Source organism: Pseudomonas graminis, from assembly GCF_001705435.1.
GTDB lineage: Bacteria > Pseudomonadota > Gammaproteobacteria > Pseudomonadales > Pseudomonadaceae > Aquipseudomonas > Aquipseudomonas graminis_B.
This window is the reverse complement of sequence record NZ_MDEN01000049.1, coordinates 53,561-78,020: the sequence shown is the minus strand read 5'-3', so window position 1 is coordinate 78,020 and position 24,460 is coordinate 53,561. Positions and strand designations below refer to the sequence as shown.

21 protein-coding genes and 2 pseudogenes are annotated in these 24,460 nt (G+C 54.3%); 8 read left to right on the top strand and 15 right to left on the bottom strand.

Annotation, left to right across the window (positions count from 1 at the left end):
* Positions 1-28 precede the first annotated feature (28 nt).
* The 8 genes and pseudogenes from BBI10_RS02315 to BBI10_RS02280 all read right to left on the bottom strand — a co-directional run.
* Positions 29-1,039 carry an aspartate-semialdehyde dehydrogenase gene (locus tag BBI10_RS02315; protein ID WP_065986398.1) on the bottom strand — a complete coding sequence of 337 codons (1,011 nt, stop codon included), beginning with the start codon at positions 1,037-1,039 and terminating at the stop codon, positions 29-31.
* A 97-nt stretch (positions 1,040-1,136) separates the two neighbouring features.
* Positions 1,137-1,700 (bottom strand): DUF1285 domain-containing protein, encoded by a 564-nt coding sequence (locus tag BBI10_RS02310; RefSeq protein WP_065986397.1) that lies wholly within the window; start codon positions 1,698-1,700, stop codon positions 1,137-1,139.
* A gap of 10 nt (positions 1,701-1,710) precedes the next feature.
* On the bottom strand, positions 1,711-2,316 hold the full coding sequence (locus tag BBI10_RS02305) for a DUF4823 domain-containing protein (protein ID WP_065986396.1): 606 nt from the start codon (positions 2,314-2,316) through the stop codon (positions 1,711-1,713).
* A gap of 117 nt (positions 2,317-2,433) precedes the next feature.
* Positions 2,434-3,108 carry a TetR/AcrR family transcriptional regulator gene (locus BBI10_RS02300; protein WP_065986395.1) on the bottom strand — a complete coding sequence of 225 codons (675 nt, stop codon included), beginning with the start codon at positions 3,106-3,108 and terminating at the stop codon, positions 2,434-2,436.
* Positions 3,109-3,574: 466 nt separating this feature from the next.
* Positions 3,575-4,360, bottom strand: a complete 786-nt coding sequence (locus BBI10_RS02295; RefSeq protein WP_065986394.1) for a TatD family hydrolase — start codon at positions 4,358-4,360, stop codon at positions 3,575-3,577.
* A 15-nt stretch (positions 4,361-4,375) separates the two neighbouring features.
* Positions 4,376-4,732 carry a PilZ domain-containing protein gene (locus BBI10_RS02290; RefSeq protein WP_065986393.1) on the bottom strand — a complete coding sequence of 119 codons (357 nt, stop codon included), beginning with the start codon at positions 4,730-4,732 and terminating at the stop codon, positions 4,376-4,378.
* A 43-nt stretch (positions 4,733-4,775) separates the two neighbouring features.
* Positions 4,776-5,762, bottom strand: a complete 987-nt coding sequence (locus tag BBI10_RS02285) for a DNA polymerase III subunit delta' (RefSeq protein WP_065986392.1) — start codon at positions 5,760-5,762, stop codon at positions 4,776-4,778.
* Positions 5,755-6,117: pseudogene (locus tag BBI10_RS02280) on the bottom strand (dTMP kinase); the annotation flags it as partial. The pseudogene BBI10_RS02280 and the gene BBI10_RS02285, both read right to left, overlap by 8 nt.
* Positions 6,118-6,222: 105 nt before the next feature.
* Here BBI10_RS02280 and BBI10_RS02275 point away from each other — a divergent pair.
* The 5 genes from BBI10_RS02275 (at position 6,223) to BBI10_RS02255 (ending at position 14,140) form a co-directional block, all read left to right on the top strand.
* Positions 6,223-7,122: a deoxynucleotide monophosphate kinase gene (locus tag BBI10_RS02275; protein ID WP_244160295.1), complete on the top strand. Its 900-nt coding sequence runs from the start codon at positions 6,223-6,225 to the stop codon at positions 7,120-7,122.
* Positions 7,119-9,347: a hypothetical protein gene (locus tag BBI10_RS02270; RefSeq protein ID WP_141695094.1), complete on the top strand. Its 2,229-nt coding sequence runs from the start codon at positions 7,119-7,121 to the stop codon at positions 9,345-9,347. Before BBI10_RS02275 ends, BBI10_RS02270 begins: the two co-directional genes overlap by 4 nt.
* On the top strand, positions 9,340-11,487 hold the full coding sequence (locus BBI10_RS02265; RefSeq protein WP_065986390.1) for a tyrosine-type recombinase/integrase: 2,148 nt from the start codon (positions 9,340-9,342) through the stop codon (positions 11,485-11,487). The genes BBI10_RS02270 and BBI10_RS02265 overlap by 8 nt, the downstream gene beginning before the upstream one ends.
* Positions 11,480-12,715: a hypothetical protein gene (locus BBI10_RS02260; RefSeq protein WP_141695093.1), complete on the top strand. Its 1,236-nt coding sequence runs from the start codon at positions 11,480-11,482 to the stop codon at positions 12,713-12,715. The genes BBI10_RS02265 and BBI10_RS02260 overlap by 8 nt, the downstream gene beginning before the upstream one ends.
* A gap of 315 nt (positions 12,716-13,030) precedes the next feature.
* Positions 13,031-14,140: a tyrosine-type recombinase/integrase gene (locus BBI10_RS02255; RefSeq protein ID WP_208600729.1), complete on the top strand. Its 1,110-nt coding sequence runs from the start codon at positions 13,031-13,033 to the stop codon at positions 14,138-14,140.
* 320 nt (positions 14,141-14,460) lie between these two features.
* On the opposite strand, the gene BBI10_RS02250 is transcribed toward BBI10_RS02255, so the two are convergent.
* Positions 14,461-14,976, bottom strand: a complete 516-nt coding sequence (locus BBI10_RS02250; RefSeq protein WP_065986387.1) for a hypothetical protein — start codon at positions 14,974-14,976, stop codon at positions 14,461-14,463.
* Positions 14,977-15,271: 295 nt separating this feature from the next.
* On the opposite strand from BBI10_RS02250, the gene BBI10_RS02245 reads away from it, so the two are divergent.
* Complete coding sequence (locus tag BBI10_RS02245) at positions 15,272-17,557, top strand: hypothetical protein (protein WP_244160294.1); 2,286 nt, start codon at positions 15,272-15,274, stop codon at positions 17,555-17,557.
* Positions 17,558-17,564: 7 nt separating this feature from the next.
* Positions 17,565-18,773: a hypothetical protein gene (locus BBI10_RS02240; protein ID WP_065986386.1), complete on the top strand. Its 1,209-nt coding sequence runs from the start codon at positions 17,565-17,567 to the stop codon at positions 18,771-18,773.
* Positions 18,774-18,977: 204 nt separating this feature from the next.
* Here the strand turns inward: BBI10_RS02240 and BBI10_RS28190 are convergent, their stop codons facing one another.
* Entirely contained in the window at positions 18,978-19,106 is a 129-nt protein-coding gene (locus BBI10_RS28190) for a hypothetical protein (RefSeq protein ID WP_279615247.1), read from the bottom strand.
* Between the two features lie 304 nt (positions 19,107-19,410).
* Entirely contained in the window at positions 19,411-19,896 is a 486-nt protein-coding gene (locus tag BBI10_RS02235; RefSeq protein WP_065986385.1) for a hypothetical protein, read from the bottom strand.
* A 324-nt stretch (positions 19,897-20,220) separates the two neighbouring features.
* Between BBI10_RS02235 and BBI10_RS27850 the strand changes: the two are divergent.
* Positions 20,221-20,425, top strand: a pseudogene (locus BBI10_RS27850) (hypothetical protein); the annotation flags it as partial.
* Positions 20,426-21,075: 650 nt separating this feature from the next.
* Here the strand turns inward: BBI10_RS27850 and BBI10_RS02225 are convergent.
* The 4 genes from BBI10_RS02225 to BBI10_RS02215 form a co-directional block, all read right to left on the bottom strand.
* The gene (locus BBI10_RS02225; RefSeq protein WP_065986383.1) at positions 21,076-21,444 is read right to left on the bottom strand and encodes a histone-like nucleoid-structuring protein, MvaT/MvaU family; all 369 of its coding nucleotides are present in this window, start codon (positions 21,442-21,444) and stop codon (positions 21,076-21,078) included.
* Between the two features lie 576 nt (positions 21,445-22,020).
* Complete coding sequence (locus tag BBI10_RS28490) at positions 22,021-22,686, bottom strand: 4'-phosphopantetheinyl transferase family protein (protein ID WP_432213737.1); 666 nt, start codon at positions 22,684-22,686, stop codon at positions 22,021-22,023.
* Between the two features lie 59 nt (positions 22,687-22,745).
* Complete coding sequence (locus BBI10_RS26375; protein WP_083232990.1) at positions 22,746-23,219, bottom strand: flavin reductase family protein; 474 nt, start codon at positions 23,217-23,219, stop codon at positions 22,746-22,748.
* 16 nt (positions 23,220-23,235) lie between these two features.
* The gene (locus BBI10_RS02215) at positions 23,236-24,408 is read right to left on the bottom strand and encodes an MFS transporter (RefSeq protein ID WP_167355766.1); all 1,173 of its coding nucleotides are present in this window, start codon (positions 24,406-24,408) and stop codon (positions 23,236-23,238) included.
* Positions 24,409-24,460: the final 52 nt, after the last annotated feature.

The window sequence follows — 24,460 nt, the reverse complement described above, 5'->3', positions numbered from 1 at the left end:
GATTCTTCGAATTGTGGGCAAGTATCTTTTACGCAACATCTTTTATCAACAACTCAGCCACCTGCACAGCGTTCAACGCTGCGCCCTTGCGCACATTGTCCAGCGTGACCCAGAAATTCAGCTCACAACCGTCGTCGACGCCCCCGCGTAAACGTCCTACATAAACAGCATCCTGTCCTACGGCGTCGCCCACCGGCGTCGGGTAATCGCCGGCCTCAACCAACTCGATGCCCTCGGCCGTTTCGAGCGCGGCGTGGACCGCCTTGATGTCGACCGGTTCGCGGGTCTGCACCGACACGCTCAGGCTGTCGCCGAAGAACACCGGCACCTGGATGCAACTCACACCGACCTTGATTAAAGGCAGCGAGAGCAACTCGCGCAACTCGCTGACCAAACGTTTTTCCAATGGCACATGACCCTCGGCGTCAGGCTTGCCCACTTGGGCCAGCACGTTGAACGCCATCTGCCGGTCAAACACCTTCGGCTCCAGCGGGCGAACATTGAGCAGCTCGGCGGTCTGCCGAGCCAGTTCAGTGACCCCTTCTCGGCCCATGCTCGACACCGCCAGGCACGCCGTCACGGTGATCCGCTCGAGGTTCAGCAGTGCGCGCAACGGCGTCAGCACCAGCGCGAGGGCGGCTGCGCTGGAACTCGGGCATGCCACCTGCTGCGGCTTGGTCAGATCAGCCAGGCGGGGGCCATTGACCTCGGGCACTACATTGGGTGCCTGCTCCACGGACAATCCGGCGGACAGGTCGATCACCACACACCCGGCGGCGGTGGCGCGCTCGGCATAGCTGCGGGTGACCGTGGCGCCTGCTGCAAAGAACGCGATCTTCGCCTTGCTGAAATCAAAGGCGTCAACTTCACGCACGCGGACGTTCTTGCCACGGTACGGCACTGAACTGCCGGCCGATTCGGCGCTGGCGAGCAGGTGCAAATCGCCAACCGGGAAGTCGCGCTCTTCGAGAATCTGGACGATGGTTTCGCCGACAGTACCGGTGGCGCCGATCACGGCGATATCAAAGGACTGACTCATGGAAAAACCTCAGGAAAAATCGGGGGGCGGCACTTTAACTGCCCTGTGGTAGTCAGGCAATTGGGGGCAAGCGGATAGCCAGTTCGACAGGGACCGATCAGGGCTCGAGACCGATGGGGAAAAATTCGCCACCGCTCCACACCCCCAGCCAGCGCTGGCCGTCGATTTTCCGCACCACAGCCAGGTCAACCAGCTGATAGAAGACATTACGGTGGATCAGCGCTTCGAGGTTGTTGCGCACACGGATATAGGGAGCTGGCTCCTGGGTCTGCGGATCGAGGTCGATACGCAGCGGATGTTCAGCCCCCGCCTCTGCCACGTCTTCGACATTGGTGGTGAACCGCAACAACTGCGACTCCCCACTGCCTTCAACGTCCAGCAGCACCGCCACAAAAGGCGCGTCGTCGACCTTGATGCCAACCTTCTCGACTGGGGTAATCAGGAAATAATCGTCGCCGTCACGGCGAATGATGGTGGAAAACAGCCGAACCATCGGCTTGCGACCAATGGGCGTGCCCAGATAGAACCAGGTGCCATCACGGGCGATGCGCATGTCGATGTCACCGCAGAAATCCGGGTTCCACAAGTGCACAGGCGGCAAACCCTTGCCGCTCTTGGCAATCTGTGCCAACAGATCGTTGGCTTTGTCCTGCCCACTCATACGCCACTCCTCAGCGGGCTTCGACGCCCAGCAAACCCCGAGCGTAAGCTTCCATCGGGGGTCCTAGCAAATCCTCGGGCTTGGTGTCGTACAAAGTCAGCAGGCCACCACGGAGGTGAATGCGGGCCGAATCGATAAGGTAGCGGGTGTTGGTTTCGATCAGCATCAGCTGTATGACGCCGTTGTCGATGCCAAGACGGTCCACTGCTTCCTGATCCGACCACTCGTCAAACGTGCCGATGCGGTCATCAGCCTTGGCAAAACGGGTGTACAGCAGATAATGCGCGCCGGCAGCCCGAGCCTCGGTCATCGCGTCATCCAGACCTTCCGGGGCGCGGGCGCGGCGGACCATCGGGAAGTATTCGATAAAACCGTTGAAGGCTTCTTCAGCCACGACATTGGGACGCGGGTAGGCGCTGCCCGGGGGAGCAAAGGCGCCTTGGGCGATATAGATGAACGAGTCAGGTTGCACGCGAAAGTTGTTCAACCGGCGGGTCGAACTGTGATCCAGCAGCCCGGCGTCACTGAGCTCATCGTGAGCGCCTTGTGCCAGATCGCTGACGTGCATGCAGCCACTCAACGCCAGTAGAGCCAGCAGTAAAACCAGGCTACGCATGTTTATCTCCAAAGTCCGGCGACGGAAAACCGGCGAATGGCCGGTTAATGCAGCTTTTGCGCCATGTCGGACCTGGAGAAGGCTTAGCTCGCGGAATCGGGTTTACGTGGCTTCGCTTTACTCAGCAGCGGGGTCGGGTTGAGCGCCAGGTTTGGTCTCGTGCCCATGATCAATATCCCGCTTGCGTTTGTTGCCCATGCGCACACCGATGTCCATCAGGAACTGGAAGAAACCTTCCTGATCTTCAAGGACATTGCTCCAGAACGGCGAGTGGTACAGCGCCACTGCGCCGTGCACCAGCGCCCAGGCGGCGCAGTAATGGAAGTACGGAGGGACGTCTTCGAGCTTGCCTTCGGAAATCCGTCCCTTGATCAGCAAGGTCAGGTGTTCGAAGTTAGAAGCGCGGATCTTGTGCAGCTCCTCGACCAGCTCCGGCACCTGATTGCCTTTTACGACTTTCTCTTCCAGGCGGTCGAACAGGCGATAGCGCTGGGGGTCGCGCATACGGAATTCAAAGTAGGCGCGGGACAGCGCTTCTTTGTCCTTGTCGACATCCGCCGAATGCAGCAGCTCGTTCAAATCCCGCTCGTAGTCGAGCATCAGGCGCAGATAAATCTCGGCCTTGGATTTGAAATGCTTGTAGATGGTGCCTTTGCCGATACCCACGGCGTCCGCGATCATCTCGACGGTGACGCTGTCTTCGCCCTGTTCGAGGAAAAGCTTGAGCGCGGTGTCGAGGATCTCCTGCTCACGGCGGCGAAACTCACGGACTTTACGAGGTTCTTTCTGCATAGGAGGGGACTGTGGATTCGGGAATCGGAAGCGGCACATTATGCCTATCCCGCAGCAGAATGCACGGATCATCCGACCTGTATCCGTTTTCTGACGGATTTAGCCGCCAGTACGCTAAAACGAAACGCAAAGTGCCCCACCAGTCTCTTTTTTGGCGGGATGGCCTGAGTGGTCAGAAATTCGGGACATCAGTGGGATTGCGGTATCAGCAGCGCGTCAGGTATTCCAAAACTGTTTAAAAATCGTACAGCGGTCGGCTGGACGCCTGCGGATTATAGCCAATACTTATATTCGCCAACGCAGCATCTCCCCCAAGTGCCAGCGTTGGCAAGGACACCAATGGATAGCGTGTCTTTGTTTTACTCCTAATGGTCTTAACCCGGATTCACCCCCCAGAACCCGGGTTTTTTTTGCCCGCGATTTGCGCAGCGCTCGGGGCCTGGCAAGCGGCGCTGTACACGGGGGATCAGCTTTTAACGCGCGCCAGCGGGAACAGCCGCTTGAAGTTTTCGCTGGTCTGTTCGGCAAAACGCTCGTACGTCTCGCCACGTAGCATCGCCAGGAACTCGGCCACTTCACGCACGTATTGCGGCAGGTTGGGCTTGCCCCGATACGGGATCGGCGCCAGGTACGGCGAGTCGGTCTCGACCAGCAGCCGGTCGGCGGGCACCTTGCTGGCGACGTCCCGGAGCGCGTCGGCGTTGCGGAAGGTGACGATACCGGACAGCGAGATATAGAACCCCAGATCCAGCGCGGCTTTGGCCATGTCCCAGTCTTCGGTGAAGCAATGCAACACGCCGGCTTGAGGCAACGCGGCCTCACGCAGCAGCGCCAGCGTGTCGGCCCGCGCGCCGCGGGTGTGGACGATCACCGGCTTGCCGGTCACGTTGGCGGCCTGCAAATGAAGCCGGAACGAGGCCTGTTGCAACTCGGCAGCCTCGGGTTCGTAGTGATAATCCAGACCGGTTTCGCCGATGGCCACGACGCGCGGATGATTCAGCTCGCCGAGCAGCCACTCCAGCGCAGGCGCTTCGCCGGGCTTGAGGTCCAGTGGATGGATGCCGACCGAGCAATCAACGTCGTCGTAGCGGTCAGCCAGCGCTTTCACGGCACCGGCATTCTCGGCGCTGACGCCGATGCACAGAAAGTGCCCGACGCCCCGCTCTCTCGCCGCTTGCAGCGCGTTGTCGAGGGAGCCGTCATGGGCACTGAGGTCAAGGCGGTCGAGGTGGCAATGGGAATCTACAAGCATGGCGGCAGGGGCAACTTACATCGTATGGGTGGGACGGTCGGATTTCAGGGCTCCGGCCAGGTAGTTTTCAATCATGTTGCGCGCGGTGTTGTCGCCGTCGTTGAACTGCACCCCAACGCCTGCGGCGCGGTTGCCCTGAGCGCCCTTCGGCGTGATCCAGGTGACCTTGCCCGCGACCGGAATCTTTTCAGGCTCGTCCATCAGGTTGAGCAACATGAACACTTCATCGCCCAGCTTGTAGCTTTTGCTGGTGGGAATGAACAGGCCGCCGTTCTTGATGAATGGCATGTATGCGGCGTACAGGACGGACTTGTCCTTGATGGTCAGGGACAGAATGCCGTTACGCGGACCTGGACTCGGTGGCACGCTCATCTCGTTTCCTCAGGCAATGCATGATGCCATGCAGAGGGCCAGTCTAACCTTGTCCGGTCAGGCCTGCCCACTGCACCAATAACGCTTCGAGCAACAGAACCCGGTTCAGGTTCGCTTTTGACATGACCTTCTGGCGCTGCAGCAGCACCCAGTCCTGAATCGCCAGCACATTGCGCTGGGACGATTTCTGCGCCAGATACTGCACAACCTTGCGCATGTCGGTCAGGCCCAGGCCCTCTTCGTCCTGGGTCAGTTGATAGCGCAGGATCAGGCTCGACCAGTCGCAGAACCAGTCAAACAGCAACAACAGCGGTATGTCTTTCCAGCCTTCGGCCAGCTGGGTCGGCGACTGCTGGCCCTTGAGCAGCTTTTTAACGCCTTCCACCACCAGCGCCCGTTGCTCATGAACGCCCTGGCCGTGCAGCTTGACCGCGACCAACGGCGAACCTGCTGCGAGGGTCAGCAGATCGACACGCTCCTGCTCGTCGCAATCTGGCAGTGCATCGGCCAGCCAGGCGATGCTCATGGCGTCGCTGGGCAGCGGACACGCCTGTTGCACGCAACGGCTCTTGACCGTGGGCAGCAGCCGACTCGGCTGATGGCTGACCAGCAACAGAATGGTGTTGCCCGAAGGCTCTTCCAGACTTTTCAGCAGAGCGTTGGCGGCGTTGATGTTCATCGCCTCGACCGGCTCGATCAGCACCACCTTGCGCCCGCCCATCTGCGCGGTCTGCACCACGAAGCTGACCAGGTCGCGCACCTGATCGACCTTGATCGCCTTGTCGGCCTCTTCAGGCTCCAGCACGTAATGATCGGGGTGACTGCCGGCCGCCAGCAGCGAGCAGGATTTGCATTGGCCGCACGCCTCAAGGCCTGTCGGGTGCTGGCACAACAGCAGGTACATCAAACGCTCGGCCAGCGCCCGCTTGCCGATGCCGGCCGGGCCGTGGAGCAGGTAGGCGTGAGCATGTTGCTTGCGGCCTGCCAGTTGCTGCCACAGGCCGTGCTGCCAGGGATAAGCCTCAGCCATGCCGGCGAGCCGCCAGCAGAGCAATCAGTTCGGGAACCAGCCCATCAAGGGACGACTGGACTTCGGTCAGCGGCAGCGCCGCGTCCACCAGGCGATAACGCTCGGGGGCCGCGGCGGCGCGCGACAGGTAGGTGCTGCGCACGGCATCGAAGAACGCTCGGCCCTCCTGCTCGAAACGGTCCAGTTGACCACGGGCGGATGCGCGGGCCAGGCCTATCTCGATGGGCAGATCGAACACCAGGGTCAGATCCGGACGCAGCGCGCCCTGGACAAAATCTTCCAGCACGGCGATGCGCTCGATGGGCAGGCCTCGGCCGCCTCCCTGATACGCGTACGTGGCATCTTGTTTTCGGTTTTCTGCAAATGTAAACATCAGCGGGTTATAATCCTTTTCATAAAACGTAAACTCGCCCTGAAAGCCCCATTCTACAAGGGCTAGGTCGTCAGACAGGAGTTCACCGTGAGAACAATCATTGGCTTGGCGGCCTTGGCCAGATCAGGAAAAGACACCGTAGCGTCGATGCTTCTGACCTACCCCGGGGTATCCGCTTTTGCCCTTGCTGATCCCCTCAAGCTTGGCTGCCAGGCGCTCTTCGGACTGACGGACGAGGAGACATGGCACGACGACCTGAAAGAAAAGAAGATCGACCTTTGGGGCTATTCGCCTAGAGAGTTCTTTCAAACGGTTGGTACTGAATGGATGCGGCATCATAACCCAGACCATTGGCTGATGAGAGCCGACCGGGAGATCAACCCGCCAGCCAGCGCAAAGAGCAATCCCTACCCGGCAGACCTGTCCTCCCCGGACGCTCCGTTCGCCCTCGCCGCCCAAGCGTTTTTCGACTTCACTGACGATCAGGTGTGGAACCCTGTCAGTGCGACCATCCGGGATGAGTACTGGAACCTCACCCCGAAAGCTGCGATGGAGCTTCTCAAAAGCCGCGCGCTCGCCCTGTTTTCTGATAGCCCCACCACCGGCGACGGCACGAGTACGCTTGAGTCACAGAATTATCTCGCCAAACGCGCCCGCCGCCCCGTCTGTCGTTTGAAAGCAAAGATGCAACTTAAGAGCACCTCGCACACCATCATTATCAAAGATATCCGTTTTGAGAACGAGGCTGCATTCCTGCGTGCGCATCACGGAAAAATTTGGCATATCACCCGACCGAATCTGCTCAAGGTAAACGCTCACTCCTCAGAGTTGGGGATCGAACAGGTGCCGGGCGATATCTTGCTGATCAATGATGGTTCGCTCGAGGAGTTGGAGCACAAAGTTAAGAAGGCTTGGCATGCCCAGGCAGGAGACCCAACGAAGCCAAGCGAGAAACTTAACAATCATTTGAATGGAGGTGCGGTATGACTTCCATAGAAGGGGCGCCTGAAACAGCTGCGCTCAAGGCAGTACCGGTGAATAAATCGCCTACCGAAATCGTTAGCAGCAATGGACTACGTGTTTCTTGCCGATACCTTCAAAGCCCACACTACGACGCATCATTGAATATATGCGTAATTTTGCACTGGGTGTATCTGCTTTATTGCCCAAGGGTTAATCACTCAAGTGCCTACCTACTCAGAACTGCTATTGAGCAGTTCCTTGAATTTATGGGCAACCACAACAGCGACAATCCTGAAGCTCTTCACATCCGAAATTACACAGATATTAACTCCGAAGTCTTTAAGAGATATGAAAGCTTTCTGCGGGATAATAATCGCCCCGTTGCAAATGCGGAAAAACTAAAGACTGCGATGACCGTCGTTGCGAAAGAGGATGATCGAATCCCGCTAATTACTCTCCCGATAATCTACATCAATAAAAGCAATGGCAATCCGCCTCTCACACCAGAGGGCTTTGACTCACTGGAGCTTGCCCTGACATCCCACGTCAATGGCATCTGGGCGAAGTTGAAGTTCCGTAAGGAGGTTGAAACCGCGACACCGTATACTGCGGCTGAGGTTATGGATAAAGTACGACCCTGTCCGACTAAAGCGCGAATCTTTCAGTGGATTAATTCCATGAATGGGAAGAGCCGATCTATTGATCGCCTGACCTGTGACAAGTTATTCAGGAACTGTCCCGATCGTGAAATCAGATTTTTAGCCGATGACAAGGCTGGGCCAAGGAAGATCAAGGCAATTTTCGAGCGCGACAAGCATTTGTTTGCTACTGGCCAGCCCAAAATCAATCCGTTCAAGACTGGCGGTTTCGCTAATTGGCAAGTGGATTACGCCCGCCTGGTAAAGACCTTGCTGACGCACGGATTTCCTTTCAAGCATGACCTGCAGATGCAGTTTGAAAGGTATAGCCAGAGAAAGGTGGCGGTCATCGAGGAGGGTTGCGATGACATCGTGAAAATTCTTATTCACCGTCTGACCACCGCGAATCGCGGTGTTAGCGAGAGAAGGCTACTTATGGTCGACGAAGTACTCGCACTTTACTTCCCGACCATCGTAGATATGACTGCACTCACTATATTCATGATGTTTCAGTCCGGCTGGAACAAAGAGACCGCTCTTTCGATCGACCAGGACAACTTCGAGCACGTTCTCGCCGGCACGATCGAGGAGGCGATCAAGGTCGTGTTCTCGGAGAAAAACCGCTCTCAAGGGATCGGCAAGCCTTTTGATGATCCCAAACGGATCAACATGCCGACCAGAGCAGACGACCCTTACAGCTTATACAACCTCATCAGGCTTGCTCGCAAAGTCTCGGAACCGCTGGCTGACTACCCGTTTGATGTGATTCCCGCCCTCTGCTCAGAAGACAGGATGAACCCAATGTTCATGTGCCTGCGGCCATGGGGTGAGTGGCTCAAAGGCGGGCGCCATACCTCCATCGCCCACCCCAAGACGTTCCAAGTCGGCGTGCAGCAGTTCCTGCGCCAGTACAACGTGTCTGAAGAAGGGCAACGCCTCACCGTTGCCGCCGAGCTCACCCGGCGCCTCAGGCCCACATGGCTGCTTTACAAGAAAAAGCACAACCCGATAGCCCTGCTCTCCATGACCATGGGGCACAGCGACCGCGATACCACGGACATCTTTTACGACAACTCGGGGGCAGCGCACCAGGAACGGATGAAGCGCCTTCGCTCCGAACTTGAGGAGATCATCAGTCTTCTGCGCATGCGCCAGTTCAAGGGGCTGCTCGGGAAGCAGGCGCAGGCCGAAGCTTCGGCCAATCTCAAGATCTTTCACATTCCAGGTCAGCAAAAAGCGATGTGGGGATGCGCAAACCAGAAGAAACCGGACTGGGTGGGCTCCGAGATCATTGCTCGTACCGGTAAGAAATGTTTTGCGATCAAGGAATGCATTTTTTGCAGCCAAATGCGCGTATTTGAGGATTCGCTGCCGTATCTGATGGAGCGCGAATCGCACCTGGACGAGTTGCTGGATGGCGAAGACGACACCGGGTTTAGGTCGCGCATTGCCAAAGAGCGCGAAGCGCTGCAGTTCATTCTGGATATATGGGGCGATGAGGATGAGATCACTTCTGCGGCGCGGTATCGGCGCCGCAGCCGAACACCGCTGCTGCCTCGCGATCTGAGCATCCTGGAAATCGTTTTTGAGAGCGAAGATTACAATGTCTGACAAAAACAAGAAAAACGACAGATCAGAGAACGAAGCGATCGGTCTCGAAAGTGACATCGCCATCAATCGAGAAAGGCTCACCGCTGATGCGGACGAGAATGAGGCAGAAACAGGAGCAGGCGCGGACGCGGACGCGCTGAGCGAACAAGAGTTTTTGCTTAAGGAACTGGAGTACGATTACTCAGAATCTGAGATGGAAGAGCTGGAAGCGCTTCAGGAGGAGTTGACGTCCACTGTCGAGGCCCCGTCTGTAGGCCTGGTCAACAAACTGAACCTTACGGGCGGCAATTTCCCGGTTAGCAAACTTTCCCGTTTTCTCGATCCGATTTGGCGTCTTGCTCATGGAAAACACAGTTTTCCTAACAACATTCGTTTTAATCGCAAGCTCGCAGGCTCCAATGATCTGAAACGCGCGCTGCTCTATCACGTCATTCCCGAATTCTCGCCTTTCAGTTATATCCGCTCCTACTCCACCGCCAAGGCATACGGGAACGAATACGCAATTCTGGAGAAGTACATCTTTCTAGAAAATGCGTTGACTGTGACGCCTGCGCACATCGCGATGATCTCCATCCCACTGATTGAACGAGCATTCGACGCGGCGAAGGAAAACGAGGCTAAACATCACTACTTCGCTCTGTTCAAGCATTTGAGGTTGTGGGTCAACCTTTCAGAGCAGCGGCTCATTCCCGAAGAACTGCGGCTAAATGTCCCATTGGCGCAGATTGATGTCCCAGAGCGACGCCTAGAGGTTCTCAAATCGCGCTTTACCGGCACGATGGATGGCTGGGTTTCGTATTCTGAGGAGGATCTCGAACAGCTGATCGACTATTCGATGTTTTGGGCTGAAGGCGTAGTGCCCCAGATGAAAAAGCTCAAGGACTACCTCGTCGAATCCAAGCTTGCCTTTCTTTCGGACAAGGTCGCGACCCGAACGAATAGGCTGACCGATCTTGAACGGCTCATGACGATCACCGTAGGCGATGAGACGGTGATGACACCCCGGGTTCGCCAGGTGGTCAAGGAGGGCTGGGAGCACTACTCCTACACTTGGGTTGAGGAGTATGCACCGGTGCTGGATGGGATTCGAAACGCTGTATTTATCTTGCTCGCCTTGATTACGGGCGCGCGCAAAGCCGAGCTCGCGGTTATGAACTTTGCGGATCTGGTACAGGAGGCGAACGGGGATTACTGGATGAAGATCACCCGCTGGAAAACTGCAGCCAGCCCTACCCACGGTGAAGAAGACCGATTGCCGATTCCGAAGTTTATCGGTGATCTGATCAGGGACTATGAAGATCTGCGCGCCGTCGACCCGTTCGTTAAACAGGGTTGGATCTTCCAGTCTCACAAGTCTACTAAGGTAGTGAAAAAGGCCACTCCCGGCATTATCAACGCGATCATCCTTCAGCTTAAGGCAGCGTTGCCGATTGAGCGCCTGCACTGTCATCGCTTCCGCAAGACAATCGCTGAGATCCTGATCAATCGGGACGAAAGGAACGTTGACATTATCCGTGCACTGTTCGGCCACAAAAGCTACGCCATGACCCTGCGCTATATCGCGAGAAACCCGTTCATGGTTCGCAGCGTCGCGTTCGCGATCGAGCAGAATTACACCCGGGATTTTCACCAGATCGTTGCAGGTATCCAGATGGGAGCCCATTCGGGCGACGCGGCGCGGCGCATCTACGAGCAGATCCTGAAGCGTCCTGGTGAGTTCACGGGCAAACAGTTGAAGGTGTCGCTGATTGCTTACATTAGCCACCTGCTTACGGCAGGCGAGCCGATCTTCATCCGCCGTACCGCCATGGGTGCGTACTGCCTCACGGGAGAGCATTTCACCGCGGAAAACCTGCCTCCTTGCCTCCATGGCAGGACTGTCGACAGCGACATGATTATGCCTGATCCCACCAACTGTCAGATCGAATGCAAGAAGCTCGTCGTGCTGGAGTCTGGGAAGCGTGCGCTGGCAGACAATATCGAGTTCTACACCAAGATCCTTGAGGCCACGCGCGGAAAGCTCAACAACGGCGCGGAATCCGAACTGCAGCGTCGCATCGCGGCAACTCAGGTTCACTTGGACAACTTAGCCGCCAGCGGCCACTCGTCGAATCAGTTTATCGAGGCGCGGAATGTCTAAACCGCCATTGCGCGAGCCAGGGGTGATGAAAGAATCACCGCCACTCAAGAAACCCAGAAGCAGCGCTGTAAAAAAGCCGGAGCCCAATTCTTCGGGGCCAGCTGCGTCCCGGGCTCAGGCCAAGAGTCCAACGCTTTTGGAGCAAGCTCACGACGCGTATGCGCAGCTTCGGAACCCATCTGCTGAGTCAGGCGCGCAGATCAATGCCGCATTACAGAATACCGAACAAGAGGGACAGGGATCCGGTGTCAACACGCGCGCGATTCTGATCCGGATCCTGGTGGATCATCATCTAGACGGCAACCCTTACAAGCTCAAACTCAAGGATCTGGCGGATCGCGCAGGCATAAGCCGCCAAGCACTTGATCGCTACTATGGCGATCTTAAGCCTTACATGACTGGCCGCCGAAATGTCGCCGACCTCGTGGAGGGGAAGGAGAACAAGGTCAGGATTGAGTCTCAGACCTTTGTCAATGAGGTGCAAGCCAATCATGCGCAACAGCTTGAAAAACTTAAAAGCCAGCACAAGCAGGCACTGCAAAAGGCATTGGACAGCCACATCACATCTTTGATGAACAACGATATTCTGATGCTTGAAAGCACGAAAATTCGCACTTCGTTGGAGAGGCAGTCTCTCCATAACGCAGACCTTTTAAAACAGAATCAACTCCTCAATCTCAAGCTTGCAGGCACCCTCGATACGACCCAGGCCATTGCACCTGGTCATCAAGCGACCAAGTCAGACAAAGTCGTTTTCGACCTGGATATGGAACTGCTGTGCAGCGAGTACCAGCGATCAAAGAGCATCGATGCGTTCGAGGAATCTAAAAACGCCCAGCTGCGCAAAGTCCGCGACAAGCTCAACACCTACGCGGATAGCGCCAACGTTCACGTCATCCTGTTCGCCGATCGTTACATCTCGCGATTCAAGACGTTCGCTGACCGATACGTCGGCCCACGCGAAGAGACCAGTCTGATTGTGAGGCTTCCCCTATTCAGCCGAAGCGAGACGAAGAACTTCACCGATGCCCTGCCGCGCCGGTTCAAAGTGAGTATCCACGTCCCACATACAGCCTCAGAAAGCGAGAAAAAAGCCCACCGTGTCTTCATGCTTCAAGGGCTTCTTCTGCCGGCCGAGGAAGTACGTGGAGCAGACACCGCGGACGCTCCGAACATCAATTGGGGCTTCGACGAAGTGACTTTTTTTAAGGTGCATCAGGGTGAATAGCCCCATCACCCCTCAGCTAGGCACTCCTTGTCCAAGGCGGGGCTATGAAGCAATTGCACTTAACTGCGATGGTCACAACATGACGCGGGTAACGCCATGCTACCGATAACGATCAGAGAAATTACTTACAACAGCGTTGAGACCACAAAAACAGTCTCGCACTGCATTCTGATCGCCGACAAAGGCGGGAAGCACGTCCTCCTGACCCACCCGAACCTTTTTCTGTACAAGAAAACTCAGTCGTCCCTAAGCACGTCGCGACGATACGCCAGCATCGTCTCGATGTTCTATCGGTTCCTTTCTACGCAGAGCAAAATGAAAGGTAAGGAGCTGGGTGTCTATCACCATCTGGTTGATAACCGGGACATCATGCTGTGGCAGGTTCAACGTCAGGTAGATCGCCTTGAGGGGCAATCCATCAAACCCAACTCTGAGACGATCTACGAAGATGCGAAGATTCTGCTTGGTTATTTTCACTGGCTGAATGAGCAGGGTTTTGTGACCAATGTTCAGGTCGGTCTTCGTACTTGGCGAGCGAACTTTAAAAGCAAGCGAATGCTCAGTTACATCCAAGTCAAAGCAAAGGTCAAGATTGATGCGAATAACATTCGAGTCCTAGACAAGAAAAGCAGGCAGCGCCAGTCAGATTTTCTGATCACGGAAGGTGAGATCAAACTTTTGCTGGAAAGCTACGTGGATCCGGTATACCGATGCATCTTCAATCTCGCGTTGGGAACAGCGATGCGTCCCATGGATTTGGTTAAATTTCCGTTCATTGGAAATCGGGCCAACAAGCACATCCTTTCCTACTCCGAAATGGACAATGGCCACAAGACCACGTCCTACACGGTTTATGAAAGCAAGGGCAATAAGGACAGAAAGATCGTGATCAACATGGAGGATCTCAAAGCGCTTGAAGAACACTATATAACGCCCTACTACGGCGAACGCAAAAAACTCTACAAGAAAAAGTATGGACATTCTTGCCCGCCTGACATCTTGTTCCTCAACAAAAAAGGAGAGCCTGTAACCGAGAAGATGATCGCTTCTCGTACGAACGACGCCAAGAAAAAGTCCATGAAGGTCGATCCGACGTTCCGTCCGCATCTATCGTTCTATCAGACCCGGCACTGGTGGCCCACGCAACATATTATCGCCACCTTTGGCGAAAGGCTTCTGACTGAAAATCTTGAAGTAATGTACCTGGCCACCGCGCAGGCGATCCAGAACCAGATGGGGCACGAAGATATCGAAACCACCTACAAGCATTATATCGATATGGCACGGGTCATCATGATGGTGCACCGTGGACATTCGCTTGACCTAATTAAGGCGCCGGCGCTTTCGGTTGGTCAATTCATTACATCATTAAGCCTGCCTACCGGAATTGCTAAGCCAGATTTCAGCCTGCAGGAGGCAGGCTAACGCCTACTGCCGCGGGGTAGAAGGCGCGGCATTTGTGGCAGTTCCGCGACGAAGCGGTTTAGGCCGCCCGGCTCGAAAAGCGCCCTAGTAAGCCGTGCACGATGTTTGGAGATGCCATCATCTGCAGCCATATCATGGCGTCTATCTCTCAAGCCCTCACGCCTAGCCCAGGGCTGAAAGCGAGAGACTGTTTTCCCTGCTGCAGGTGATGCTTTCCAATGGTTAGCCCCAAAGTTAAACAATCGCCCAAGCTGACCGGCCCCGAGGTAGATGTCGAGGATGGCAACATCATCAGCGCCCAGATGATTAGGCTAACCCCCTCACAGCCCTAGATCTACTCCCAATACGTGCTCTAGCAAATGCTCCGGCAAGTGTTCCCTCGGACACATTTTCAGTAGCTCGAATGTAATCTGGTGCCAGATGCCGACTTGTATAACGATACTGCCGGCCACACCCAAGGGTTCTCCGTTGGAGTACGTTTCATCTTCATCGACAGCTGAAGCAATACCAGGCGGAAGGAGGTCAAGCACGAGCAGCAGAAGTGCTTGAGGGTAACGACCAGCTCCGTTGTTGTCGGAAATTGGGTGGTAGCGAAAGTCTCCCCAATCATTCTGGCGCGCGATCACGCCGCTGATAACCCGCTGGAGCTCAGCCGCGCTATTGCCTGCAGCAGCCGTCCACCAGATCAGCTCAACATCCGTCACCTCAAGCCCCTCGGGAAGCTGCTCCCTGAAGTCCTCATAATCCGCGAAAGGAATAGTTTCTAGACGTGGAATCGGGGTGCCTGGTGTCCACGATGTGATGAGAGCGTTGAGAGAGCCTGCTTTTATTGACATGCGATCATGATAGTTGTGGTCAGAGGGCGTAGAACCTAACTGGTAGGACGACGGTGGGCAATGATGAATACGGCACTGCGTTCGATCATCGCCACCTCTTTGGCACCCCGCATCTAGCGTGAAACGTCAGCATGGTACAAGGCTGTCAGGTCGCACAGGGATGACTGCGATTAATAAGTTTTCAACCGGAAACCTCGGTAGCGGTCACGTGGTTATCTGGTGCAGGAACCAGAGACTCCACCACGCTATGTACCTTTGCTTGCAATGGCTCTGGTCGAGTCCGCACGAAGAAATGATGGGCATCGTAAGCACGGAACAACGAGATGATCATGAGTATCAGGGTCATGACTCCAATGGCTATCATCGTCGCGCCTACAAGCGCAGAAAAGTACGGCGCTTCAACCCGCATTCGTCCCGTTGCCCATACGGTGTTGAGCGTAGCCGCGATTACATGTGCTCCAAGGGATACTTGAAACAGGGGCTGACGCTGCAACACCAAGTCGACGTTTCAGGTCACCTTTGGTTTTTCTCTGAAGCCGATTTTGGAGTGGCCTGTGAATGGATCTTCTCCAAAGAGTCGCTCGACAACAAGAAGGTCGCTCTCAGTCTTGCCTTCAACCTATATCGGGGTAGCGAATCCCCCGCCCATATGTTGGAGCAGATGACCAAGGCCTGCTCAGAGCAAGCAGAGTTGGCAATCATGTTAGGTTTTTTACTCAACCCTCCTCCAGACGATCCCGAGTGGAAAGCCCAGCAGGCAAAGTGGGCGCTCAAGTCTGCTCGCCATAAAATGGTTCGCGAGGGTCGCAAGCGACAATGGTCAGAAGGCCTGCAGAAAGACGTCGACTTGCTGCGTTCACCGCCCGAACCGGGGCAGCTCACCAACCAGCAGCTCTACCTGCTCCAGAGGCTTCAGGACGTGTCTAATCACTCTGGCAACTGGAATGAGCGCAACTGGGAAGACCTCGGCCCTGAGTTTGGTGAACCGGTCGCATCAGCATTTCGAGATGGCGCCGTAAAGCATTGGAGGCAGTACACACCCCAGCTACGCTCGGAAGGTGCTGCGGCCAATTCAACACTGTACGCAGTGATTCTCGGCTTGGTAGGCCTATCATTTGAAGCCAGATCGAATCCTGATTGGCTAAACGATTTATCCCCTACGAGTGCTGCGCTTGCGACTCGATATGCATTGCATGAACTCAATGGATTTCCGGGCTGGCTGCCGAGCATTTACAGCGCGCACCCAGACCCGGTAATCGGTATCTTATTGGGAGAAATAGATTTCGAGCTGGCCAGTAAGCCCCTTGCAGAAAATAGTCATTACGTTCTGTACGACATCAGCTGGAGCGGGCAGTGGATCTGGGACGGGATCTCACCTCACCTGATCAAGCGGTTAAAATCCTCATCCAAGAACGTCGCCCGACTTCGCCAAGTCGCCACCATCCTGCAAGGATCAGCGCTCGATGACTCCACTCTGGCAGCACTGGGGTCGAGAAAAGCCCCCTCGGCCAAGAATCCCGAAGTCGCGTCGGTGTGGTTTGCTATGTGGGCAGGTGTAGCCCCTCAGAAAGCTATTCCTGCCCTATCAAAGAAATTAAGTTCCACAAATGACGGGGACAGTTCTCGCTTCGCAATGCTGTTCATCACTGCACTAATGGGAAGCCGCCGACAACGTCGTTCAGGACGCGGAGCATTCCGGACAGTCGAACACCTGAAGGCCTTGTACTTGCTTATGAACACCTACATTCATGAGCAAGACGACATTGACCGGGCAAATACCGGAGTGTACTCACCGGAGCTCAGAGACGATGCCCAAGACGCCCGCAACTCTCTTCTCGCATTGATTAGGGAGATTCCTGGAAAAGAGGCATTTCTGGCCCTCATGGAAATATCTGTTTCCCATCCCAACCCGAAGTCTCGTCCATGGCTGGCCTCACATGCGAAAGAGAAAGCCACCCTTGATGCAGATATGCCTCCGTGGTCACCGCAGGACGTAAGAGACTTCAATGATCGTCAGGAACGCACGCCCAGAACTCATCGAGATCTCTGGGAGCTTGCGGTATCGCAATTGAAGGATTTGAAACATGACCTGGAAGACGGAGATTCGAGTATTTCTTCTATCTTGAAGCCGAGGAGCCAAGAAACCGAGATCCGCAAGTTCATAGGTGGTTGGTGTAGAGATCGAGCGAAAAGCCGGTACTCGATTCCTCAGGAAGAAGAGTTCGCAGATGCCAAGCGTGCAGACTTGCGCTTCCACGGAGCAGTTTTTGATGGGCAAGTACCTACTGAGTTGAAGCTGGCAGATAAATGGACAGGCCCCAGTCTAGAGGAGCGCTTGGAAAATCAGCTTTGCGGTGATTACATGCGCGACACGAGATCTCACTACGGTATTTTTCTGCTGGTCTTCCATGGCATCAAACCTGGAAAAAGCTGGCGGATGAGCGACGGCACTCTGGCTCGGAGCTTCAACGAACTCGTCGCGAAGCTCCAACAGCGCTGGGAACACTTGGCAGCGTCGTACCCGAGCATCGAAGATGTCCAGGTGATCGGGATAGACCTTACCAAACGCACCGCAAGGTAAGCCCGCTATGGAAAGCCCCGAAAAGGCGGTAACTGTCGAAACCCTATGCGACTACATCGAAGCGCTGGATGGTGATCAGAGGGTATTCAGGAAGGTGAACAACAATGCGCTGTTGGTTCCCGTCGAAGCCGTGTTTAAGCTTCTCCATACCTCCCTACAGGAGGTTGCGCGCGCCGCACGAACTCACAAGCCATACCTCCCAGTGGACAAGACATTTTTGAAGATGTTGAAAGCGCCCCATCAAGTTCCAAGCCGTGGAACGCTATTACGGCTGCTAAAAGAGGCTCCACACCAGACAATACTTCAAGCTTTCATCGATCAGAAAGCCAACGGTTATGTCTGGGTTACGGGCGAGGCCTGGAGCTCACTTTTCGCGAGCCCGCTCTTCATCCACCAAACAGCGCGAGATTTCTGGATAGCTTTCGTTCGGGACGCAGCCACCCTCAACGCCGTTGACCTGCACTCCGATAAAGACCGTGTAGTTAAGCTTGGAACGTACGCAGATTCGCCACTGGTAGACCGATTCGGTTGTTCAACTGTACGCGCCACTCTGCGAGACAGGCTCAGATCTTCCTGGGCAGAAGAGATGCCAGAAGATGACCAGATCATCCTGCATGTGTTCGTTGCGGATAGGCTAGCCGTATTGATGCGCATACTGGCGTGGTTGGTGGCCGACCTGGTCGTTGATATCTGGGGGATGATTGAGCGGGACAATATGCAAGAAATCATTCCTTTCGACGATGTGCTGCCGTCCATTGATCCAGCCACTGGAGAATGGAGCAACCCAACGACTCGGGCGCTTGAGCAATTAGCGAAACGGGCAGGATGGAAGGGTCACCAGCGAGCAATTACATTCTTGGGTAGCCTGTGGGATCGACACGATCCAGACGGAAAGGAGCCTGGGTCGCGCACAAGATCATTAAGAAATTGGGAGCAGCGCAGAAAGGGACGGCCCAAGTTCAAGACGTTCGTCAGCCTGGCGCATACGGTGACTGCGGAGCAGGCACTACTGTCTAACGAGTTTCCGGAGGGCCAAGACCGCGACGCTTGGATGCAAGCGGCGATTCTTCGCATCGGAGAAACGCTCTCCGAATTACTGCATTCACTAACCAAAATGGGAGTCGAGGCACACTGCATCACAGGGATTATGGATGCCTACCGACACGAGTATCGTTTTGCACGTGAGGCTCTTGGAAAACCTATGAGTTCTTCTTGAAAACGAGGCCGCAACTCGACAGCCTCGCTCTCTGATTAACTCAGTCAGGAGCCCTTGCGGCCGCTCTGGTTCGGATTGAGTTGCTTGCCCCCGTTACCTTGCGCCCCGTCCCAGAAGGCATTGGTTCCAGGCGCGCTTCGGCTGCGATTGGGATTCTTTGGGTCAGAGCGGGCATCCGGAGGTGCGTTCGATATTTTGGCCATGTCAGTTTTCCTCGTCCGACCGATCTTCCCAATCATCTGGACGTTCGTCGTAACCGCGTGATTGCCAGTAAGCGTCGTTGTTGTCATTCAGTTGGTTGGAGCGATTGTCGTCGTCAGCTTTGGTACCCATCGTGTTTTCCTCTGGCTTTGATTTCCCCATCGCCGGATCGTGGGGGTAAAGCCAGTATTGGTAGATCTACCAATCACCAATAGGGAACTGGCGCAGAAATTTGCTTCGCACTCCCCGTCCGTTCGCGTCCATGGAGTAATTGCCCCATTTTCGAAGCTATGGAAGGTGATGTCAGTCTGATCATAAGATGCAGGGCTGCGGAAGAGACTCTGCATCTTTGCAGACGGCCACCCAAGCGTGATCAGCCTGCCGGCCTCGCTTCAACACGAAGCCAGCCGGCTGAAGAATGACCTCAAGGCGAGGCTCAGGTGAAGGTTTTGCTGGTTCCGTTCGAATACAGCGCTTCGGAAACTCGAAAGTTGCATATCATGTCATCCAATTTGGTGACGAGCATCCATTGATGGTCAGCGATAAACTGGTTGTAAGTGAACCCTATCCCCGGCTGTTTGAGTGGGATTGTCGGCATGAGCGATTCATTGAGCGTCGTATTAAGCCTAAACCTGACTTCTCCAAACAAATCAGCAAATTCCAATGTTCCTTTCACTGCCCGGGTCGGTACGGACTCAGCCGCGAGGGTATAGGCACAATCAAACCAAATGTGGTCTTCGTAGGTGCCCAGGTCGCTGTTGGCAGGATCGTATCGCTTGTTCGTTATGGTGACTGAAACCAAGCGGCCGGATGGCGCAATCGAATCGGGGTCGTGCGAGGGTGAATCTGGAACCGGACGATGTCCTTCGAGTTGGGCGACCCGAAGCTCCAACTGTGCCAACCGCTCTTCAACGCTGCTCATACATCAGACTCCTTTCAATGACCGCTGGATCAATCGACTATTCGCACCTGCCGACTCTTGAGGCGCGACAATTACTCACCGCGCAAGAGCCGAAATGCTTCGTTGCCTGCGCCTGCATGGGAATGTATGGATACTGATGCACTGCTGTTGCAGTGGCAATATTGACCGCATAGCAGGCACGTGTTTTTTTCATTGATCGCCACCAATCCCGCGCAGCGGAATAACCTTCCCCTTGTATGGATGTGCTACACATTGGGCATCTTGATTTGACAGCAACCAGCCTGCCCCGCTGGCTTCCAAGCTCAAGCTCAATGTGCGCGTGACATGCTGGCGATGAGGAACTTCGTCTGGCATGGCGTCGCGCATTACTTCCTCAAAGATCCAGACACTCGCACTCAGGACATAAACATCATTGAGGTTCATCGGGGATGATAAAGCCGTTTTCTAGCAGAGCGTTCATGACTTTGTCCCGCATCTCCAGCCCGATACCTTCGTGGTGCGCTTGGGCCATACGCTTGCCATAGGTGCAGGCTGTTATCGTCCTCGGTTGCGCACCTGCGCTGAAGGCGACGATTTCCCACTGGCGCAGAGCAGACATGGCCGTGGTGCGAGCCTAGTCAAGCTCTCCGCATTAAGGTGAAATCTAGTAATACTCGGAATGCCGCGTTAGTCATTTGCCAGTCCGGCTGGTCGTTGATCCCATGGGGCATGTGACACAACCAGAAGGGGAAGAGTCGGCGGCTGTCAACACGATTCTCAGGCTGTTGGTGGATAACTAGAAGTTTTGGGTAAGCTATTAGGCTCTAATGTATACACCCAAAAGTCAGGCCACCCATACGCAGATGTAGGCCCGGTTGCCCGGCGCTCGTAGAGCTCAAGCCACAACGGATGAGGCGGGATTCTAACTTGCCCCTCCCAACCACGCGGGAGCAGAAGCCGGACGACGCGTTCACTCTGGATCTTCTGGGCCAATGAGCGTCGGACAAAGCCGAGAGGACGATGATCCCGAAAGATGAATAAAGCTGCCCTTTTGGTTTCGACGAGGTGGAAAAATAGTAAGGCACAACTGAATCAACGATCTGGAGCCTCTGTCATCTGCGATCGGCCCTGTCGGTGGTTTATAAAGGGATTGGAGATCGAAAAAAGCCGTCTTACGACGGCTGATTCAAATCCAACCGGTCATTTAACCAGCCAAGTCTCAACCTCATCTCCAAACTGGCTCTTCCAGGCTTTGAGCAGCTTATGGTTGCCGCCCTTTGTTTCCACGACCTCGCCGGTCAAAGGATTTTTGTAAACTTTTAAATCGCGGGCCTTGCGAGTTTTTTTCTCAGTAACTACTGGGGCAGCCTTGCGCCCGGATGTACCCTGGGGGTCGAGGATGCCAACGATCTCGCGCAGGCTAAAACCATACTCGCCAAGCAAGTAGCGCAGTTTGGTTTCAAATTCGATTTCTTTCTTCAAACCGCTGTCGTTTTTCAGCGTTTCTAGCTCGGCGATCTGTGCTGCGAGCTGTTGTTCGAGTTTGCGGAATTCGGCAAGACGAGACATGTAGATCTCCAGGGTCGTTTGATGCCACCGATGTTAGCTGATCGTCGGTGACCAGTCATTCGCAAAGTTTTCCTCGAGCCTCCGCCGAACAACTGGGGCAATTGAGTATTGTAACGGCCTGCAAGGCTGAGCAGGGCCGTCGCGCTACCTTAATGAAGGGGCTGGGATCGTCGGTAATAATTGGGCAGTGGATAAGATACGAGCATGGGCATCTGGGATGCAAGAATTGGCCCTTCGCTGGGTCGCTACACAGCGCAAAAAGGCGGCGGCGATTCGGACTCAACGGCGGCAAATAGTTTTTCCCAAAGACTGCCGGTCGTCTAGACAGTCGCGGCAGCCACCGTTCGAGGGAAGCTGTTCAACCGTGCAGAGTGCTGGCGCGGCATCTGCGCTACGGGTCATAGAGAGTTAGCGTGGCGCATCGTATAACGCTCAGGCTCAGGCTCAGGCCCTGCCAGAAGCACTGCGCCACACCTCGAATGATGCGGCCTTGGCCGTGTAACTCACCTTGACTGGCCACTGCGTCCCGCGCGGCAAGCAGATCATTCGGTCAGCGATTGCGCCTACGCCAGTGTTCTAGATACAGCTCAGCCAATCATTATCGAGAAGATCGACTTCTAGCAGCCTAATACTTATGGGTGGGGAATCAACGCAAACCGCCAGGGATATCTGTCCTTTTCCGACAATTTTGCAGAAAATAGAATGACTAATGTTGCTTGACCAGTTGAGAGCCGAATCGTTGAATTTGGAAATATTATTCTGAGATGTCAGCAACGAAAGAATGTCTTCATTTACGCACTTTGCGTATGCTTCATGCATACACCACGACTGAACCGACATGAGACTCGAGCAACCTAAGGCAGTCGGCAAAGGGCAATATCTCGAAAAGAGCTTGCCCCTTAGATATCCTGACAGCAATTCCTCATCCGTAATCAAATCCAAAGCCTCAATGTCCACCCCTACTTTCCTGGTACCAGCGATGGCAACACAAACATATCCTCCAGCATGGGAAATGCTAAAATCAAAGGTACCGCATTTTAGATAGGGACGACCATTAGACTCGAAAGAGATAAGTATTGTCGCAGGGGCGCATTTCAACATACGACCTATAGCTAAGCGTAACAGCACGCGAGCTAGGATGAACTCCGCTTTCTTTCGCACATCAACTATCGAAACACTGCGTTGCCACTCACACTCTGGCAACACCGGAATAAAAGAGGAGTACCTAAATATCTCTTCCATCTTCAGAACCGGAGCAACGAGAACTACCACTTCAGAGCCGAGCACTGTATCACCAAAATTCAGATGGAAACTACACGACCAAACCGGGCCTTATAATAAACGAGCGACTGATCCAATTCACAAGAGAAGTCTTCTACCTCACCAAATACCAAGGTATGATCACCTTTGACGATGAAATCCTCAAACCTGCAAAATATTTTAGAAACTGCATCGTTCAGAACATCATCTGTAACTATAGAGGCTGGATTCGAACCATAAAAGGCAGCCACATCAGCCTGCCGATCCGACATTATATAGATGTGAAAAACAGATACTGCAAGCAGCATATCGAGAAACCTGGATTTGTTTTTCAGAGAAAACTGCACTATAGCTGGAGATAAAGATACGGGTACAAATGAGCTGATAATAACCCCTACCGCAGCATCACCCTCCCCAATAACGACTAAGCAAACGCCGGTTGGAAAAGTGGACAGGAGTCGTTTGTAATCTGCCAACGTCCCAGGAAAATCACGATTGCAATTTGGCTTTTCCATTGTACTTACTAAACCTCTAGTTTCTATAGGCCACAAGAAAGAAAACTGGCACCGAGAAGATTAAACAGCAAGACATCCAGAGAAGAGCGGAATCAATTCCAGCAAGACTGACCAAACCGCTTACTATTATGGTGCCGAAGCTACCGCCGAGAGCTCCTAAAGCGCTCCAAAAGCTAAATACTTTGCCGACTTCGCGATCTTTGACGTTTTTCTGGATGGAGGTTACTAACGGAATGTCTATTACAGTGGCCGACACGCCTATTAAGACGCTAGCGACTACAGCAAACGCCATTCCTGTGGCCACGTTAAAATAACTGAAGGCCAGAACGGCAACAGCCAATCCCAAAATGCCCTCTCCAACAAAAGCCAACTTCAAACTGTGAGAGTATCGAGACTTACCAAGCAATAGCGAACTAACTAACTCTCCGACGCCGCACGCAACCATGAGAACACTGTAAACTGATGGTGGCTGGTGAAGTTTGTGAACCACATATAATGGCAACACAATCTGAATCAGCCCTCGCCAAAAAACCGTGAAAAAGAAATAGCCGGTTATTCTGACCATGAGTGCTCTGTTTGACTTAAGCGCCCTCCCCGCGTCAATCAACTGCCTTAGCGTAGCCAATAAACCCTTTGCGAGAGATTTTTTACAGGGGTTGCAGATAATGCCCGCTAGCGAAATCTGGGAGGCCACAAAGAAGCAGGCGCAAACCAGAACAGCGTATTCAGGGGATATGCCGAGGAAACTGAGAATACCTACCAAACCCGCACCCGCAAAAAAAGCGGGCCATAGGACACTCTGGATCAAACCGTTAGCTAAGACTAATTCGTCCAGCCCAACGACTGAGGGAACGAAAGCCTTACTTGCTGGCTTAGAAACCGCGTAGGATGCTGTTACGATAGAACCAACTCCTGCGAGCAAGGCTACGTCAAGAGCTCCAAACATCGACAGCGAAGATATTATAAGCAAACCTGACCAGCGTATCACATCGCAACAAACCATGAGTTTCTTACGATCGTATTGATCTGCCAGCGCACCTCCCAAAATCCCTAAAAGTCCTCGAGGAAATGTCACGCAAAATGCGATAACTCCTAAAGTTGAAACGGAAGATCCATGCTCTAAAGCTAGGTAGGTGACTAATACCCCAAAAAAACCATCACCTGCGCTGACGAAAAGCTGGCTGAGCATGAACCGGAGAAAATTAGTCCTAGTAATCAATCTCTTATAGCTTACTTGTTCT

Bases quoted from the DNA above. Each gene is read 5' to 3' on its own strand.
- BBI10_RS02225 (WP_065986383.1), bottom strand. From the start codon at position 21,444: ATGTCTCGTCTTGCCGAATTCCGCAAACTCGAACAACAGCTCGCAGCA.
- BBI10_RS28490 (WP_432213737.1), bottom strand. From the start codon at position 22,686: ATGGAAGAGATATTTAGGTACTCCTCTTTTATTCCGGTGTTGCCAGAG.
- BBI10_RS02240 (WP_065986386.1), top strand. From the start codon at position 17,565: ATGGAAAGCCCCGAAAAGGCGGTAACTGTCGAAACCCTATGCGACTAC.
- BBI10_RS02300 (WP_065986395.1), bottom strand. From the start codon at position 3,108: ATGCAGAAAGAACCTCGTAAAGTCCGTGAGTTTCGCCGCCGTGAGCAG.
- BBI10_RS02215 (WP_167355766.1), bottom strand. From the start codon at position 24,408: ATGCTCAGCCAGCTTTTCGTCAGCGCAGGTGATGGTTTTTTTGGGGTA.
- BBI10_RS02235 (WP_065986385.1), bottom strand. From the start codon at position 19,896: ATGAGCAGCGTTGAAGAGCGGTTGGCACAGTTGGAGCTTCGGGTCGCC.
- BBI10_RS02270 (WP_141695094.1), top strand. From the start codon at position 7,119: ATGACTTCCATAGAAGGGGCGCCTGAAACAGCTGCGCTCAAGGCAGTA.
- BBI10_RS02290 (WP_065986393.1), bottom strand. From the start codon at position 4,732: ATGAGCGTGCCACCGAGTCCAGGTCCGCGTAACGGCATTCTGTCCCTG.
- BBI10_RS02285 (WP_065986392.1), bottom strand. From the start codon at position 5,762: ATGGCTGAGGCTTATCCCTGGCAGCACGGCCTGTGGCAGCAACTGGCA.
- BBI10_RS02295 (WP_065986394.1), bottom strand. From the start codon at position 4,360: ATGCTTGTAGATTCCCATTGCCACCTCGACCGCCTTGACCTCAGTGCC.
- BBI10_RS02265 (WP_065986390.1), top strand. From the start codon at position 9,340: ATGTCTGACAAAAACAAGAAAAACGACAGATCAGAGAACGAAGCGATC.
- BBI10_RS02315 (WP_065986398.1), bottom strand. From the start codon at position 1,039: ATGAGTCAGTCCTTTGATATCGCCGTGATCGGCGCCACCGGTACTGTC.
- BBI10_RS28190 (WP_279615247.1), bottom strand. From the start codon at position 19,106: ATGGGTACCAAAGCTGACGACGACAATCGCTCCAACCAACTGAATGAC.
- BBI10_RS26375 (WP_083232990.1), bottom strand. From the start codon at position 23,219: ATGGAAAAGCCAAATTGCAATCGTGATTTTCCTGGGACGTTGGCAGAT.
- BBI10_RS02255 (WP_208600729.1), top strand. From the start codon at position 13,031: ATGAAAGGTAAGGAGCTGGGTGTCTATCACCATCTGGTTGATAACCGG.
- BBI10_RS02250 (WP_065986387.1), bottom strand. From the start codon at position 14,976: ATGTCAATAAAAGCAGGCTCTCTCAACGCTCTCATCACATCGTGGACA.
- BBI10_RS02305 (WP_065986396.1), bottom strand. From the start codon at position 2,316: ATGCGTAGCCTGGTTTTACTGCTGGCTCTACTGGCGTTGAGTGGCTGC.
- BBI10_RS02245 (WP_244160294.1), top strand. From the start codon at position 15,272: ATGGGCATCGTAAGCACGGAACAACGAGATGATCATGAGTATCAGGGT.
- BBI10_RS02310 (WP_065986397.1), bottom strand. From the start codon at position 1,700: ATGAGTGGGCAGGACAAAGCCAACGATCTGTTGGCACAGATTGCCAAG.
- BBI10_RS02260 (WP_141695093.1), top strand. From the start codon at position 11,480: ATGTCTAAACCGCCATTGCGCGAGCCAGGGGTGATGAAAGAATCACCG.